The sequence below is a fragment of the Endothiovibrio diazotrophicus genome, from assembly GCF_054657215.1.
The window spans coordinates 1-14847 of the sequence record NZ_BAAHXB010000135.1 but is presented as its reverse complement, the minus strand read 5'-3'; the positions used below and the strand labels follow the sequence as shown (position 1 = coordinate 14847).

Sequence of the window (14847 nt, the reverse complement as noted above, 5' to 3'; positions counted from 1 at the left end):
GGTGCGGCCCCGAGGCCGCGATGGCGTCGTTGACGATACTCCCGCGAGCGAGCGTCGAAGTGGGGGTGGCGGGGGGCCTCCAACCGCCCGAGGGGTTTCTCCCCGCGTCACTCCGCGCTATCGCGGCCTGGGGGCCGCTCCTACCGAAGACCGAGGTGCCGGTCGTCGATTTCAGATAAGGGATGTTGATCGTTCCCACGCTCCAGCGGGCGGGAATGAATCACCATGTAGGAGCGGCCCCGAGGCCGCGATGGCGTCGTTGACGATACTCCCGCGAGCGAGCGTCGAAGTGGGGGTGGCGGGGGGGCCTCCAACCGCCCGAGGGGGTTCTCCCCGCGTCACTCCGCGCTATCGCGGCCTGGGGGCCGCTCCTACCGAAGACCGAGGTGCCGGCCATCGATTTCAGATAAGGGATGTTGATCGTTCCCACGCTCCAGCGGGCAGGAATGAATCACCATGTAGGAGCGGCCCCGAGGCCGCGATGGCGTCGTTGACGATACTCCCGCGAGCGAGCGTCGAAGTGGGGGTGGCGGGGTGCCTCCAACCGCCCGAGGCGTTTCTCCCCGCGTCACTCCGCGCTGCGGCGGTTTGCCGTTTTCTTCGGGATTCTACAACGCCTGCGCGCCGGCGGCCTCGATGCGGCACAAGCACTCCGTAACGATGTCGCGGGCCATTCCGTGGCGCTCACGGATCGACTCGCGGAAAGCGCTTCGGGTTGGGGGGCTGCGCCGTCGAGAAGAGAGCGAATCCGGCGTGAGCTTGCCCGGTTACTTCTGATTTCCGGCGAACTCTTCCAGCAACGCCACCGTTTGGGTGCGCACCCCTTCCGGCAAGGCGTCCCAGCAGTCGAGGAGGCGGCGGATTTCGGCGCCGTTGGGGATCGACGGCGTTGCGGTTCCGTCTGCGGCCAAGGCTTCGGTAACCGCCTCCAGGTCGGAGGAGCGGACGCCGGTGAGGATGTACTGGAGATCGGCGCCGAGGGTGGCGATGGCTATGAGGAAGCTGCCGTCGGGGATGACGGCTCCGTTTTCATAGCCGGAAAGGGAGCGGGTGCTGACGCCGCCTAGCTCCGCAAATTCCGCTTGTTTGAAACGCAAACGCTGCCTTTCGGAGGTGAGTCTGGAGGCGATATGCGGATAGTTGCGTATCTCGTTTGACATTGTGAACTTTTCTGCTTATTATCAGGGTATAAATGCAAGAATTTGCGTGTGGCCTGGGTGGCTGTGTTGTCTATCGCCCTCTGATAGCTGGGGTAGGCGTAGGCGTGCTCGTACGCAACTTGTCATGGTATGCCGGCCAGCAATTGGCGGGCAACTTCGTGCTTTTTTTTGGTGCTTTGACGCCAGTTCATGAAACGAAATTTGCCCATCTGATGTGTTCTTCTGACGTCCAACAATTGCTTCCCACCGAAGAGGGAATCCGGCGTGCCGAGGCGCTCCTGGCATCGACGCGGAAGGCGCGGCGTCCGGTCGGTGGGGTGGGGCCGTCGGCGTTGGAGATGTTGCCGGAGGCGGTGACGTTGGCGCTCCAACTGCTGCTGTCGGAGCGCTCGCCCGCGGGTGGCTCGGGGGCTGCCGTTGCCTGCCGGATTCTGGCGGCGGTGGTGGTCCGGTTCGAGCGGCGGACCCATTGACAGGCTCCCGGGGGCACCGGTCGGGGACGTTTTCCGCTGTCCTTTCCGATGGTGCGTTCGTTCGGCATGGCGCGCACGGCGCGCCCTATGGGGCGGGCTGCGCCCGCCGTGTTCGGCGGACCCGCCGGCCGGAAGGATTTCTCCCCTGCGCTTTCCGAGTGGTGCGCTTGTTTGCCGTCGCCCGAGGCGGAGGCGGAGGTGGGGCGCTGCGAGGGCAGGGCTTGCCCTTGTCTCATCCCGCCTGCGGGTCTAAGGTTCGCTCCCCATCAATCGTTTATCGGGAGGACGCGATGTACGCATTCAAGAAGAGCCTGAGCATGGGTTTCGACCAGGCGGTCGAGCATGTGGTGGAGGAACTGAAGAAGGAGGGGTTCGGGGTGCTTACCGACATCGACGTGGCGGCCACCATGAAGGCGAAGCTCAACGTGGAGGGGCGTCCCTATCGCATCCTCGGCGCCTGCAACCCGCCGCTGGCCCATCGCGGGCTCGGCCTCGATCCGGACCTCGGCATCCTGATGCCGTGCAACGTGGTGGTGCGTGAGGAGGAGGACGGTTCGATCGCCGTGGTCTTCATGAATGTCGCGACCGTCACCGGTCTCTCCTCGGCCGAGGGGATGAAGGAGCTGGGTGAGGATGCGGCGGCCAAGTTGCAGAAGGTCCACGATGCCCTCTGATCACTCCATTCGGTTTCTCCTCGTCTGAACAACCCGTAGGTTGGGTTGAGGCTCCGGGCGTCCTGCTCTCTCGCCAAATAAGCACATCCCCGTGCAGAAGCGGGAGCGAAGCCCAACCCGCCGCCACCGGACGCTCCGCGCCGCAGCACCTTTCGTGCACGCCCGTTGGGCTTCGCTACGCTCAACCCAACCTACAAGCCTCGATCCCCGTTTTCCGACGGGTTCGGGCTCGGAAGTCGTTGCCCCGGCGTTGGGGGGCAACGGTTTTCATTTGCCTTCCCGGGGGCGGTGGCCCTGAATGGCACGGCCGTCATCCGCCCTCCCTGCTCCCCTATCCGGGTATCTTTCTCTCGCGATCTCCGAATCCGCCTCGCCGTCTTGTGGGAGGGGAGGAAGTCACCTAATCTTCGTTTGGATTCGATAGTAAAAATGGTGTTAATTCAACGATTGACGTCCCGCCCGGTGGGCAACGTCTTTTTTTTTGATTGAGGTAGGGTCATGGCCAAAGTCGATTTTTCCGTCGCGCGCAAGATGCACCTGGAGTGGAAATCCCGTCTGCGGGCCTATCTCGACGGCCATGCCACCCTGACCCTCGATCAGGTCGCCTCCCACGAGGAGTGTGCCCTCGGTCAGTGGTACTACAGCGAGCGGGCGCGGGAATTCCGGGACATGGCCGATTTCCGCGCCATCGAGCCGCCGCATGCGGAGATGCATGCCGCGGTGCGCCGGGTGGTGGAGCTCAACGACGCCGGACGTCGCGAGGAGGCGGAGCGGGAGTTCCTCAGGGTCGGCCCACTTTCCCATCAGATCGTCGGCATGCTCAACGTGCTGGAGATGCGCATCAACGGCGGTGCCACCGGTCCCTTCGGTTGGCTGCGGCGGACGGGTATCGCCAGCCGCATCATGGCGCTGGCGGGGATGTTCTGGCTGTTCCTGGTGGCGGTGGTGGGCACCACGTTCTATGTGGTGGAGTCGCAGACCGACGACGCCCAGGTGATCAACATCGCCGGCCGTCAGCGGATGCTCTCGCAGAAGATGACCAAGGAGGCGTTCATGCTGGCCGCCGCGCTGCGCGCCGGGGGGGAGAGCGGGGCGATGCGCAAGGGGCTGCTGGATACGGTGGGGCTCTTCGATCGCAGTCTCGGCGCGCTGACCACGGGCGGAATGACCGTCGGTGGCGCGGGCGAGGCGCAGGCGTTGCCGGCGGCTACCGGTGAGGCGCGCGTCTCGCTGGAGAAGGTGGCGGTGATCTGGCACGGCTTCAAGGCGGCGATGGAGCGGGTGGCGGCGGTGGATGCCGACCCGGCGAGCAAAACCTTTCGCAACGCGCTGGCCGAAGTGACCCGCGGCAATCTGCCGCTGCTGAAGGCCTCCAACGAGGCGGTGGGGTTGATGACGGTCGCCTCCGAGGCGCGCAACCGCCAGTTGGAGATGATCCAATTGGGCGCCCTGGCGATTACCTTGCTGTCGGTGCTGGTGGCTTGGGTGATCACCCGCTTCACCATCTCCCGGCCGATCGAGCGGGCGGTGGAGGTGGCCCGCGAGGTGGCCGATGGCAACCTCGACGTGGAGGTGGTCCTGGACCGGGCCGATGAGACTGGCGAGCTGCTGGCGGCGTTGAAGAATCTGGTGGAGGGGATGCGCACCACGGTGGGGGCGGTGCGTGAAGGCTCCGGCGCGGTGGCCAGCTCCTCGGCGGAGATCTCCGCGGGCAGCACCGATTTGAGCCAGCGTACCGAGCAGCAGGCGGCCAGCCTGGAGGAGACCGCCTCCAGCATGGAGCAGCTCACCTCGACGGTGAAGCAGAACGCCGACAACGCCCGCCAGGCCAACCAACTGGCCGCGGAGGCGAGCATCGAGGCGGAGCAGGGCGGGGAGGTGCTGAGCCAGGCGATCGGCGCCATGGGCGAGATCAACGCCGCCAGCAAGCGGATCGCCGACATCATCGGGGTGGTCGATGAGATCGCCTTCCAGACCAATCTGCTGGCGCTCAATGCCGCGGTGGAGGCGGCCCGTGCCGGCGATCAGGGGCGCGGCTTCGCGGTGGTTGCCGCCGAGGTGCGCAAGCTGGCCCAGCGCTCCTCCGACTCCGCCAAGGAGATCTCGGATCTGATCAAGGACAGCGTGCGCAAGGTGGAGGAGGGATCAAAGCTGGTGGATCGCTCCGGCGAGACCCTCCAGTCGCTGGTGGGCAGCGTCAAGAAGGTGAGCGAAATCGTCGCCGAGATCGCCGCCGCCAGCAGCGAGCAGTCCTCCGGCATCGAGCAGGTCAACCGCGCCATCACCCAGATGGACTCGGTGACCCAGCAGAACGCCGCGATGGTGGAGGAGATGGCCGCCGCCGCCAAGTCCCTGGAGGAGCAGGCGGCGACCTTGCAGGAGCTTGTGGACAACTTCACCCTGACCGAGGACGAGGCGTAAGAGGGAACCACAGATTAACGCAGATTAACGCAGATTTTAGATGGGAAAAATCTGCGTTAATCTGCGGTTGAATGGATTGGCCTGGATCAGGCCATTGCGTCGTCGGCGACGTGGTAGCGCGGGTCCTCGATGACGTTCACCTCCACCATGTCGCCGGCCTTCTTCAGCAGCAGCCTGCACTCCTCGCTGAGGTGGCGCAGGTGGAGCCGCTTGCCGGCGTTGAGGTAGCGCTCGGCCAGGGTGTCGATCGCCTCGATGCCGGAGTGGTCGCAGACCCGCGAGTGGTGGAACTCGACCACCACGTCGTCGGGGTCGCCCTTCGGGTCGAACAGCTCGTGGAAGCGGTTCACCGAGGCGAAGAAGAGCGGGCCGTGGATCTCGTAGACCTTGCCGCCGAGGCGGTCGTGGCTCACCTCGGCGCGGATCTGCTTGGCGTGCTCCCAGGCGAACACCAGTGCCGCGACGATCACCCCCACCACCACCGCGATGGCCAGATCGGTGGCCACCGTCACCGCCGAGACCAGCACCAGCACGAAGGCGTCGTGGCGCGGGATCTTGCGGAGGATGCGGAAGCTCGACCACTCGAAGGTGCCGAGCACCACCATGAACATCACCCCCACCAGCGCGGCCAGCGGGATCATCTCGATCAGGGAGGCCGCGAACAGCACGAAGACCAGCAGGAACAGCGCCGCCGAGACCCCGGAGAGGCGACCGCGGCCGCCGGAGTTCACGTTGATCATGCTCTGGCCGATCATCGCGCAGCCGCCCATGCCGCCGAACAGCCCGGTGACCACGTTGGCGGTGCCCTGGGCGACGCACTCGCGGTTGCCGCGACCGCGGGTCTCGGTGATCTCGTCGATCAGCGAGAGGGTGAGCAGCGACTCGATCAGGCCGATCGCCGCCAGGATCACCGCGTAGGGGAGGATGATGATCAGGGTCTCCAGGTTGAAGGGGACCGTGGGGAGGTGGAACGCCGGTAGCCCGCCGGCGATGGAGGCCATGTCGCCCACCGTGCGGGTGTCCAGATCGAAGCCGATGACCAGCGCGGAGATCACGATGATCGCCGCCAGCGAGGAGGGAATGGCGCGGGTCAGCTTGGGCAGGAAGTGGATGATCGCCATGGTCAGCGCCACCAGTCCGAGCATCCAGGCGAGCGGCTCGCCGCTCATCCACTGCCACTCGCCGGGCGCGCGCTCCACCTGGAACTGCCTGAGCTGGGCGAGGAAGATGACGATCGCCAGGCCGTTGACGAAGCCGAGCATCACCGGGTGGGGGACCATGCGGATGAATTTGCCGAGGCGCAGCACGCCGGCGCCGATCTGGATCACCCCCATCAGCACCACGGTGGCGAACAGGTACTCCACCCCGTGGGCGGCGACCAGGTCGACCATCACCACCGCCAGCGCGCCGGTGGCGCCGGAGATCATTCCCGGACGACCGCCGATGGCGGCGGTGATCAGCCCCACCATGAAGGCCGCGTAGATCCCGACCAGCGGGTGAACCCCGGCGACGAAGGCGAAGGCGACCGCCTCGGGCACCAGGGCGAGGGCGACGGTGAGACCGGAGAGCAGGTCGGCCTTGGGGTTCCACTCTCGGGCGGCGCGGAGTTCGAACATGGGCGGGGTTCCGGGGCTGGCGGGGTCAAAGGGGGCGGAGTCTATCAGGAAATGCTAATTGACCGAAATGCGCCTTCAGGCTTCAGACGGTCATTTCCTCCCCGCCTCCGGACGCTCTCCCACCGTCGCATCGATCGCGAACGGCCGCCCGTTGCGTATCCCGGTCAGCTTCAGGTGGGTGCCGGGGGGCTGCTGGGCGACGTGGTTGAGCAGGTCGGTCGCGTCGTGGATCGCCTGCTCGCCGGCCTCGGTGACCACGTCTCCCGGCTGCATTCCGGCGCGGTGGGCGGGGCCCTGGCGCAGCACGCCGGCGATCAGCGCTCCGCGGCTCTCCGGAAGACGGAACGATTCGGCCAGTTCCGGTGTGATGTCCTGGATCTCCACCCCGAGCCAGCCCCGGAGGGCGTGGCCGTGCTCGATGATCTGTTCCAGCACCTGGCGGGCCAACTGCACCGGGATGGCGAAGCCGATCCCCTGGCTGCCGCCGCTCTTGGAGAAGATGGCGGTGTTGATGCCCACTAGCTCGCCGAAGGCGTTGATCAGCGCGCCGCCCGAGTTGCCCGGGTTGATCGCCGCGTCGGTCTGGATGAAGTTCTCGTAGGTGCTGAGCCCCAGCCGTGAGCGGCCGGTGGCGCTGACGATCCCCTGGGTAACCGTCTGGCCGACGCCGAAGGGGTTGCCGATGGCCAGCACCACATCCCCCACCCGCAGCTTCGAGGAGTCGCCGAGGACGATGCTCGGCGGCTGGTCGATGTCCACCTGGAGCACTGCCAGATCGGTGTCCGGGTCCGAGCCGATCACCCGCGCCTCGCGGGCGCGCCCGTCGGCCAGCAGCAGCTCGATCTGGTCGGCCCCCTCCACCACGTGGTGGTTGGTCAGCACGTACCCCTCGGGGCTGACGATCACCCCCGAGCCGAGGCTGGTCTGGGTCTGCTGGCGCGGGCCGGCGAGATTGCCGAACAGTTCGCGGAACAGCGGGTCGTCGAGCAGCGGGTGGGAGCGGCGGGTGATCGTCTTCGAGGTGTAGACGTTGACCACCGCGGGGGAGGCCTTCTCCACCGCCGGCGCGTAGGAGACCGGTCCGGAGAGGGTGGTGGCGCCGGATGCGCGATCGCTGACCGTCAGCTCCACCACCTGGCGTCGCTGCTCGCCCGGAACCAGCCAGAGCAGGCCGGCCAGCACGGCCAAAATCAGCAGGGACAGGGCTGCGCGGGGAAGGGGGGTGTTCGGTTTCATCACGTTTTCTATAGGGGGCTTTGGGGGTGGCCTGTAGGGACCTTAGGGAAAATCATAACATGTTGATTTAGAAGATGCTTATATAGCCTGAAAAAAGCGCTTTCGCTCTTGCCTTCCAATTCCCCTCGGGTATTCTATCGCCAACACCGGCCAACGATTGATCGGCATTTCGCCCCGGAAATCGCGCTGTTTTCGTGACTCCGGCAGGTGCGGTGGATAACAACACAACCAGCGCGTCGCAGGACCTCCCGCGGCGCTTAGTGAAGCCGCACCCGCGCCGCTTGGGGGAGGCTTCGATTGACGAAATCCGAGGAGGATGTGATGCGACGAGCCGCTAAAGGGCTGATGACCATGACGGCGCTGGGCACCCTGCTCAGCCTGTCGCTGATGACCGGGCCCGCCCGGGCCGCCGACGAGGGCATGAGCAGCGTCGACCAGGGGCGCGCCATTGCCTTCGACCGCAAGAAGGGCAACTGCCTGGCCTGCCACCACATCGAGGGCGGCGCGAGCCCCGGCAACATCGGTCCGGCGCTGCTGCACATCGCCGCCCGCTTCCCCGACCGCGCGCGGCTGAAGGCGCAGCTGTGGGATGCGACCCAGTTCAACCCCAGCTCCCCGATGCCCCCTTTCGGCAAGCACAAGGTGCTCAGCGAGGGGCAGATCGAGAAGGTCGTCGACTTTCTGATGACCCTCTGAGCCGCCCCGGCCGCGAAAGTTTTCCAACGTAATCCGGAATTCCCAGATTAATTTTCTGAGAGGCAATCAACCCATGATCGACATGAAACGCAGAATGATTCTCAAGGGCGGTGCCGCCGCAGGCGCGGTGAGCGTCGCCGTCGGTGCCGGCCTGCTGACCCCCAGCGCGGTGCTGGCGGCGTGGAACGAGGCGGCCTTCAAGGCGAAGGACGTCAACGGTGCGCTGAGCGCGATGATCGGCTCGGCCGACACCGAGGCGAGCGCCGACATCACCATCAAGGCGCCGCCGATCGCCGAGAACGGCGCGGTGGTGCCGGTGACCGTCGAGTCCACCATCGCCGGTGCCGAGTCGATCACCCTGCTGGTCGAGAAGAACGGCACTCCCCTGGCGGCCAGCTTCACCCTGGGTGAGAGCGCCATCCCCTACGTCTCCACCCGGATCAAGATGGACAAGACCTCCGACGTTGTCGCGGTGGTCAAGGCCGGCGGCAAGAGCTATGTCGCGCGCAAGGAGGTGAAGGTCACCATCGGCGGCTGCGGCGGCTGATCGCGATCCTATCCGACCTACCGAACCCCTTGATCCCGACTGCATGAGGATTGACAGAACATGGCCAAGATGAAACTGAAAGCCCGTCTGAAGGACGGCGTGACCACCGTCAAGGTGCTGATGAGCCACCCGATGGAGACCGGTCTGCGCAAGGACAAGAAGACCGGGGAGATGATTCCCGCCCACCACATCACCGAGGTGATGTGCGAGCACAACGGCGCCACCGTGCTCTCCGCCGAGTGGGGCGGTGCGATTTCGAAGAACCCCTACCTCTCCTTCAAGTTCAACGGTGGCGCTGCCGGCGACAGCGTGAAGATCACCTGGACGGACAACAAGGGCGAGAGCGAGACCGCCGAAGGCAAGATCGGCTGATCGACGTCTCCCCGGGGTCGGGCGGCGTCGGGCGGCGCCGCCTGCCCGCCCACCACAACAAAAGCAAACCGCACCGTTTTTATTTGGAGGATGGGTCAATGATCAAGCGACTGCTGAAGGTTGCGCTGGTGGGCGTCGTCGCGCTCGGCGGCGTGGCGGCTCAGGCGGATCCCGCCCAGGATCTGCAGGAGTTCCGCGACTTTTACGTGAAGAAATTCCCCAAGGTCCCGCTGCAGGAGTACGCCAACGGCTCCTACGCGCTGGACGAGGTGGCGCGCGCCAACTGGGAGGCGATCGAGGAGTTTCCCCCCTACGAGCCGTTCATCGATGCCGGTGAGGCGATGTGGAACAAGCCGTTCGCCAACGGCAAGGGCTACGCCGACTGCTTCGGTTCGCCGGACGGCCTGAAGGCCAAGTACCCGCAGTGGGACGCCAAGAAGGGCATGGTGGTGACCATGGCGCTGGCGCTCAACAACTGTCGCAAGGCCAATGGCGAAAAGCCGCTGAAGTACAAGAAGGGCCCGATCAACAACATCATGTCCTTCCTCGCCTACAAGTCCCGCGGGCTGAAGACCGACATCAAGGTGCCCAACGATCCGGGCGCCCTGGCGGCCTACGAGAAAGGCAAGCAGTTCTACTACGCCCGCCGCGGCCAGCTGAACTTCGCCTGCTCCCACTGCCACAAGGACTACGCCGGCCAGTTGCTGCGCACCGAGATCCTCAGCCCGGGTCTCGGCCACACCACCGGCTTCCCGGTCTACCGCTCCAAGTGGGGCACCGTGGGCACCCTGCACCGCCGCTTCACCGGCTGCAACAAGCAGGTTCGCGCCAAGCCGTTCAAGGCCCAGGGGGAGGAGTACCGCGATCTGGAGTACTTCCTCACCTACATGTCCAACGGCATCGAGTGGAACGGCCCCTCTGCGCGCAAATAAATCGTTTTTCTGCTGGCGACAAAAAAGCCCGGCGTTCGCCGGGCTTTTTTGTCGCCAGCAGAAAAACGACATTGGGTATTGTGAATTAGAATAGTGTGGTTGTCGGGCCGGTTTGGGGCAGGGTGGCGTTGGTGCGTTATTGGTTCGCGTTTTTTTCTCTTCTAACTTTTGTTTCTTGCGGCTTTGCGCAAGAAACAATCGATGTGCGGATCGGGGTGCTCAGCCATCGCGGCTATGAGGCGACGCTCGCCAACTGGTCGCCCACCGCCGACTACCTCAGCCAGAAGGTGGATGGTTACCGCTTCTCCATTGTGCCGCTCAACTTCGAGGAGATCGGGCCGGCGGTGGGGGCGGGGCGGGTCGACTTCGTGCTCGCCAACCCCGGCATCTACGTCACCCTGGAGGTGCGCTACGGCATCGCCCGCATCGCCACCCTCAACAACCTGCGCGGCGGCATCCCCTACAACGTCTTCGGCGGGGTGATCTTCACCCGCGCCGACCGCACCGACATCCGTCAACTGAGCGACCTGGTGGGGCACCGCTTCATGGCGGTGGACGAGACCTCCCTGGGCGGTTTCCAGATGGCCTGGCGGGAGCTCTCCGAGGCGGACATCGACCCCTATTCCGACTTTTCGTCGCTGACCTTCGCCGGCACCCACGACCAGGTGGTGATGGCCGTGCGCGACGGGCGGGCGGACGCCGGCACCGTGCGCACCGACATCCTGGAGCGGATGGAGCGGGCCGGGCGGATCGACGGCGACGAATTCCGCGTGATCCACCCCCAGGTCCATTTCGAATTCCCCTTCCGCCACTCCACCGCCCTCTATCCGGAGTGGCCCTTCGCCAAGGTCAAGGGGACCTCCAACGAGCTGGCCCAGCGGGTGGCGGTGGCGCTCCTCGACATGCCGTCGACCCACCCCGCGGCGGTGGCCGGCAGCTACGCCGGCTGGACCGTGCCGCTGGACTACCAGCCGGTCCACGAGCTGTTCAAGGAGCTGCGCCTCGGCCCCTACCGCGACCTGGGGCGCTTCACCCTGCTCGACGTGGCGCGCAAGTACTGGTACTGGCTGCTCACCGCGCTGACCGTGCTGCTGATGATGGGCAGCGTGCTGGCCTGGGTGGCGCGCCTCAACAAGGCTTTGGCGCGGGCCAAGCTGGGGCTGGAGCGGGAGAACGAGATGATCCTGCGGGCGGTGGGCGACGGGGTCTACGGGGTCGATCTGCAGGGGCGCTGCACCTTCGCCAACCCCGCCCTGGAGCGGATCACCGGCTGGAAGGCCGACGAGCTGATCGGCGAGAACCAGCATGATCTCCTCCACCACACCCGCGCCGACGGCTCCCCCCATCCGCCGGTCGAGTGCCCGGTCTTCGCCACCTTCCGCGACAACGTCTCCCACTACGTGGACAACGACGTCTTCTGGCGCAAGGACGGCACCAGCTTCCCGGTGGAGTACGTCTCCACCCCGGTGCGCAACGACGAGGGGGATACCGTCGGCGCGGTGGTGGTGTTCCGTGACGTCACCGCCCGCCGCCAGGCGGAGGAGCAGCTCTGCCAGCACCAGGCGGAGCTGGCCCACTCGGCGCGGCTCAGCTCGATGGGCGAGATGGCCTCCGGCATCGCCCACGAGCTGAACCAGCCGCTGGCCGCCATCGCCACCTACACCAGCGCCTGCATCCGCATGCTCAAGGGCGGTGCCAGTTCCCAGCAGGAGGTGCTGGAGGTGATGGAACGGGTCTCCGCCCAGGCCGAGCGGGCCGGCGGCATCCTGCGCCAGATCCGCAGCTTCATCCGCAAGGAGGAGCCGGAGTGGAAGCCGGTGGAGCTCAATCAGGTGACCCACCAGGTGAAGACCCTGCTCGGCACCGAGGCACGGCGCAAGGGGGTGCCCTTCCGGCTGGAGCTGGCCGACGGGCTGCCGCCGGTGATCGGCTACCAGATCCAGCTCGAACAGGTGGTCTTCAACCTCGCCCGCAACGCCATCGAGGCGATGGCCGAGACCCCAGCGGAGCAGCGCGAGCTGGTGATCGCCACCGCCTGCAGCGGCGAGTCGGTGGAGGTGGCGGTCCACGACCGCGGCCACGGCCACGGCCTCAGCGACGAGGTGTTCGGCCGCCTCTTCGACCCCTTCTTCACCACCAAGTCGAGCGGCATGGGTCTCGGCCTCTCCATCGCCCGGGCGATCATCGAGTCCCACAACGGCCAGCTCTCCGCCACCCCCCGGCCCGAGGGGGGGGCGATCTTCCGTTTCGTTCTACCCCGCTACCGCGAGAACCGCCATGAGTGACCCACAGACCGTCTTCGTCGTCGACGACGATCCCGCCCTGCGCGACGCCCTCTCCCTGCTGATGCAGTCGGTGCAGCAGCCGGTGGAGGCGTTCGACTCCGCCCAGGCCTTCCTCGACGCCTTCGACCCGCGCCGCCGCGGCTGCCTGGTACTCGACATCCGCATGCCCGGCATGAGCGGCCTCGACCTCCAGTCGCGGCTCAACGAACTGGGCAGCACCCTGCCGGTGATCATCATCACCGGCCACGGCGACGTGCCGATGGCGGTGCGCGCGCTGAAGAACGGGGCGATGGACTTCCTGGAGAAGCCGTTCAACGACCAGATGCTGCTCGACTGCGTGAAGCGGGCGCTGGAGGTGAACGCCCGCGAGAGCGACCAGGCGGCGCGGCGCTCGACCATCGAGGGGCGATTGGCGCTGCTCACCCCGCGCGAGCGGCAGGTGCTGGAGCTGGTGGTGGCGGGGAAGTCCAACAAGGAGATGGCCGCCGACCTCGGCGTGAGCCAGAAGACCATCGAGGCCCACCGCGCCAAGGTGATGGAGAAGACCCGGGCCCGTTCGCTTTCCGAGCTGATGCGGATGATCCTCACCGACGGGGTGGATCCGTTGGCGGATGCGGCGGAGTAGCGGAGGGTCCGCGAAAGAACAACTCCCTGTTTTGGGACGCCGATCCGCTCCCCCCGGCGGCGTTGCGCAAAGGGTTGCATACAACGAGTATGCGCCCCTTTGCGCGCCTTGCCGGAGGGGCGTCTCAACGCCCCAAAACAGGGAGTTATTCTTTCGCGGACCCTGAGGGCGACCACGAAGTGGGATTGGGCCGTTTCCGTGGCGTTCGGAGGGTGGGGGAGCCGGCGGTGGTGGGTCAGGGTGTTTTTACACGACGGGCATGAAGGAAGAGACACGAAGGAAAGAGCTATAGGGCGCCCCGCGGGCGCCGTCGGCGTATCCGGGCAGAGAGTGGTTTGGTTCGGAAGTCGACGACAAAGGAACCCTCCGCCTTTCGCGCAATCCGACTGACCGTGGAGTAGTGAACGCCGAAAGGCGCGGACAAGACGCAAGAGCGATCCGACGCTCGATCTACCCGCCCGCGTTGCCGGACGGATCGGCGCCCGGCGACAACTCGCCGAAGAGATCACCGCGCAGGTGCTCGATCCGGTGCATTCGCTCGTGGAGGATGGTCACGATGCCGATATTGCCGTCGGATAGCCACCGCCAGTAGACGAAATGGCGCTCGTAGCGAAAGAAGAAGCCCTGTACGCCGAACTCGGCCGGCACGGGCCGGGACGCAACGCCATGGGACTCGATGCGCTTGAACGCGTCGAACAACCCGCTGATGTAGCGCTCGGCCTGCGGTTCGCCCCAGCGCTCGCGCGTGTAACGGTAGATCTCGTCGAGCCGCCAGGAAGCCGCCTCCTGGATGCGAATTTGGGCCACGAACTCAGGCCCGCTTGCGGTTGCGCGCGATCACGTCCACGGCCGTCAGCGGCTTGTAGGCAGACTCGGGCGCCGCATAAGCCTGCGCCAGTTCGGCCTTGAGCCGGTCGAAGGCCTCACGCTCCACCCGCTCCTTGTCGTGGCGGATCAGGTCGCGCATGTACTCGCTCACGTTTTCGTAGGCACCGTCCTCGCCCACGTTGGCGGCCACAAAGTCGCTGAGCATCTCGTTCAGGCGCACGGTCATCGTTGTTTGGGGCATGGCAGGTTCCTTGGTCGTTCTGAATGTATTCAAATTACTTAATAACGAATACAGAGACAAGCCCGGAGGCACCACGAACCGGTACAACCACCCGAAGGCGTCGAGCCCCCCCTTGGTGGTCAGGATCGCGGGAGAATCGGACGGGACCCGGATCAGGCGAGACCGAAGCGGGACAGGATGATCCCGGACCTGACCCACAGGCGGCTTCGAGCGTCCCGCCCTCCCGCCGCATATCGGCCATCCTTGGCCGTAATGGCGAGCCCTTGCCAAGATGTGCAGCGCGGTAGATGCCCCCTTCCCGGCCCGCCCTGCGGGAGCCCTCCCCGCTCACCCCGGTCGGAATTCGCGGTCGGACTCGCCGACCGAACCCGCCGCGAGGCCGGACTCCAGCGCCGCGGTCTCCTCGACGGAGAGTCCGGTGGTCTCCGCCACCACCTCCCTCGCCATCCCCCTCGCCAACATCGCCACCGCGACCTTGCGAACGCCTTCCTCCAGACCCAGCTCTCTGCCTTCGGCCAAACCACTTTCCCGCTGCTCCGCCGCCACCAACCGCCCCCAGCGCTCCATCGCCGCCCGATCCTCCACCTCCGGCAACGGCGGCAATTCCGGCGCCTCGCCGTCCTCGGGCAGCGCGGGCAGCTCCCCCACGGCGTCCGCGCCGCAGAACGACGCCAACTGCTCCCGGCAGGCCACCGACACCCGTTCGGCCAGATCCAACACCCGCGCCCGCAGGATCGTCAA

15 protein-coding genes are annotated in these 14847 nt (G+C 66.2%); 9 read left to right on the top strand and 6 right to left on the bottom strand.

Annotated elements, in window-relative coordinates:
• Positions 1-767 precede the first annotated feature (767 nt).
• Positions 768-1160: a helix-turn-helix domain-containing protein gene (locus ACYQ2W_RS22705; RefSeq protein WP_459872636.1), complete on the bottom strand. Its 393-nt coding sequence runs from the start codon at positions 1158-1160 to the stop codon at positions 768-770.
• A 104-nt stretch (positions 1161-1264) separates the two neighbouring features.
• Here ACYQ2W_RS22705 and ACYQ2W_RS22700 point away from each other — a divergent pair, with 104 nt between their 5' ends.
• The 3 genes from ACYQ2W_RS22700 to ACYQ2W_RS22690 all read left to right on the top strand — a co-directional run bounded on the left by ACYQ2W_RS22700 (position 1265) and on the right by ACYQ2W_RS22690 (position 4728).
• On the top strand, positions 1265-1633 hold the full coding sequence (locus ACYQ2W_RS22700; protein ID WP_459872634.1) for a hypothetical protein: 369 nt from the start codon (positions 1265-1267) through the stop codon (positions 1631-1633).
• A 290-nt stretch (positions 1634-1923) separates the two neighbouring features.
• A complete protein-coding gene (locus ACYQ2W_RS22695; RefSeq protein WP_459872632.1) occupies positions 1924-2307 on the top strand; it encodes a DUF302 domain-containing protein in 384 nt (127 codons plus the stop codon).
• Between the two features lie 498 nt (positions 2308-2805).
• Positions 2806-4728, top strand: a complete 1923-nt coding sequence (locus tag ACYQ2W_RS22690) for a methyl-accepting chemotaxis protein (protein WP_459872630.1) — start codon at positions 2806-2808, stop codon at positions 4726-4728.
• Between the two features lie 86 nt (positions 4729-4814).
• Here the strand turns inward: ACYQ2W_RS22690 and ACYQ2W_RS22685 are convergent, their stop codons facing one another.
• Together ACYQ2W_RS22685 and ACYQ2W_RS22680 are read right to left on the bottom strand one after the other, a co-directional pair.
• Complete coding sequence (locus tag ACYQ2W_RS22685; RefSeq protein ID WP_459872628.1) at positions 4815-6344, bottom strand: SulP family inorganic anion transporter; 1530 nt, start codon at positions 6342-6344, stop codon at positions 4815-4817.
• A 90-nt stretch (positions 6345-6434) separates the two neighbouring features.
• Positions 6435-7580, bottom strand: coding sequence for a Do family serine endopeptidase (locus ACYQ2W_RS22680; RefSeq protein ID WP_459872626.1), 1146 nt, complete (start codon positions 7578-7580; stop codon positions 6435-6437).
• Positions 7581-7901: 321 nt separating this feature from the next.
• On the opposite strand from ACYQ2W_RS22680, the gene soxX reads away from it, so the two are divergent.
• The 6 genes from soxX (at position 7902) to ACYQ2W_RS22650 (ending at position 13037) form a co-directional block, all read left to right on the top strand.
• Positions 7902-8276: a sulfur oxidation c-type cytochrome SoxX gene (gene soxX / locus ACYQ2W_RS22675; RefSeq protein ID WP_459872624.1), complete on the top strand. Its 375-nt coding sequence runs from the start codon at positions 7902-7904 to the stop codon at positions 8274-8276.
• A gap of 73 nt (positions 8277-8349) precedes the next feature.
• Positions 8350-8823, top strand: coding sequence for a thiosulfate oxidation carrier protein SoxY (gene soxY, locus ACYQ2W_RS22670; protein ID WP_459872622.1), 474 nt, complete (start codon positions 8350-8352; stop codon positions 8821-8823).
• A 60-nt stretch (positions 8824-8883) separates the two neighbouring features.
• Positions 8884-9195 (top strand): thiosulfate oxidation carrier complex protein SoxZ, encoded by a 312-nt coding sequence (gene soxZ / locus ACYQ2W_RS22665; protein WP_459872620.1) that lies wholly within the window; start codon positions 8884-8886, stop codon positions 9193-9195.
• A gap of 98 nt (positions 9196-9293) precedes the next feature.
• Positions 9294-10127: a sulfur oxidation c-type cytochrome SoxA gene (gene soxA, locus ACYQ2W_RS22660; protein ID WP_459872618.1), complete on the top strand. Its 834-nt coding sequence runs from the start codon at positions 9294-9296 to the stop codon at positions 10125-10127.
• A gap of 215 nt (positions 10128-10342) precedes the next feature.
• Positions 10343-12412 carry a PhnD/SsuA/transferrin family substrate-binding protein gene (locus tag ACYQ2W_RS22655; protein WP_459872616.1) on the top strand — a complete coding sequence of 690 codons (2070 nt, stop codon included), beginning with the start codon at positions 10343-10345 and terminating at the stop codon, positions 12410-12412.
• Positions 12405-13037 carry a response regulator transcription factor gene (locus tag ACYQ2W_RS22650; protein ID WP_459872614.1) on the top strand — a complete coding sequence of 211 codons (633 nt, stop codon included), beginning with the start codon at positions 12405-12407 and terminating at the stop codon, positions 13035-13037. The genes ACYQ2W_RS22655 and ACYQ2W_RS22650 overlap by 8 nt, the downstream gene beginning before the upstream one ends.
• A gap of 450 nt (positions 13038-13487) precedes the next feature.
• On the opposite strand, the gene ACYQ2W_RS22645 is transcribed toward ACYQ2W_RS22650, so the two are convergent.
• From ACYQ2W_RS22645 to ACYQ2W_RS22635, 3 genes are all read right to left on the bottom strand, one after another.
• Complete coding sequence (locus ACYQ2W_RS22645; RefSeq protein ID WP_459872611.1) at positions 13488-13844, bottom strand: type II toxin-antitoxin system RelE/ParE family toxin; 357 nt, start codon at positions 13842-13844, stop codon at positions 13488-13490.
• 4 nt (positions 13845-13848) lie between these two features.
• Positions 13849-14106 (bottom strand): ribbon-helix-helix domain-containing protein, encoded by a 258-nt coding sequence (locus tag ACYQ2W_RS22640; protein WP_459872608.1) that lies wholly within the window; start codon positions 14104-14106, stop codon positions 13849-13851.
• A 327-nt stretch (positions 14107-14433) separates the two neighbouring features.
• Positions 14434-14847: hypothetical protein (locus ACYQ2W_RS22635; RefSeq protein WP_459872605.1), on the bottom strand; the 414-nt coding region annotated here is incomplete at its 5' end.

Bases quoted from the DNA above. Each gene is read 5' to 3' on its own strand.
- ACYQ2W_RS22705 (WP_459872636.1), bottom strand. From the start codon at position 1,160: ATGTCAAACGAGATACGCAACTATCCGCATATCGCCTCCAGACTCACC.
- ACYQ2W_RS22695 (WP_459872632.1), top strand. From the start codon at position 1,924: ATGTACGCATTCAAGAAGAGCCTGAGCATGGGTTTCGACCAGGCGGTC.
- ACYQ2W_RS22690 (WP_459872630.1), top strand. From the start codon at position 2,806: ATGGCCAAAGTCGATTTTTCCGTCGCGCGCAAGATGCACCTGGAGTGG.
- ACYQ2W_RS22685 (WP_459872628.1), bottom strand. From the start codon at position 6,344: ATGTTCGAACTCCGCGCCGCCCGAGAGTGGAACCCCAAGGCCGACCTG.
- ACYQ2W_RS22680 (WP_459872626.1), bottom strand. From the start codon at position 7,580: ATGAAACCGAACACCCCCCTTCCCCGCGCAGCCCTGTCCCTGCTGATT.
- soxX (WP_459872624.1), top strand. From the start codon at position 7,902: ATGCGACGAGCCGCTAAAGGGCTGATGACCATGACGGCGCTGGGCACC.
- soxY (WP_459872622.1), top strand. From the start codon at position 8,350: ATGATCGACATGAAACGCAGAATGATTCTCAAGGGCGGTGCCGCCGCA.
- soxZ (WP_459872620.1), top strand. From the start codon at position 8,884: ATGGCCAAGATGAAACTGAAAGCCCGTCTGAAGGACGGCGTGACCACC.
- soxA (WP_459872618.1), top strand. From the start codon at position 9,294: ATGATCAAGCGACTGCTGAAGGTTGCGCTGGTGGGCGTCGTCGCGCTC.
- ACYQ2W_RS22650 (WP_459872614.1), top strand. From the start codon at position 12,405: ATGAGTGACCCACAGACCGTCTTCGTCGTCGACGACGATCCCGCCCTG.
- ACYQ2W_RS22640 (WP_459872608.1), bottom strand. From the start codon at position 14,106: ATGCCCCAAACAACGATGACCGTGCGCCTGAACGAGATGCTCAGCGAC.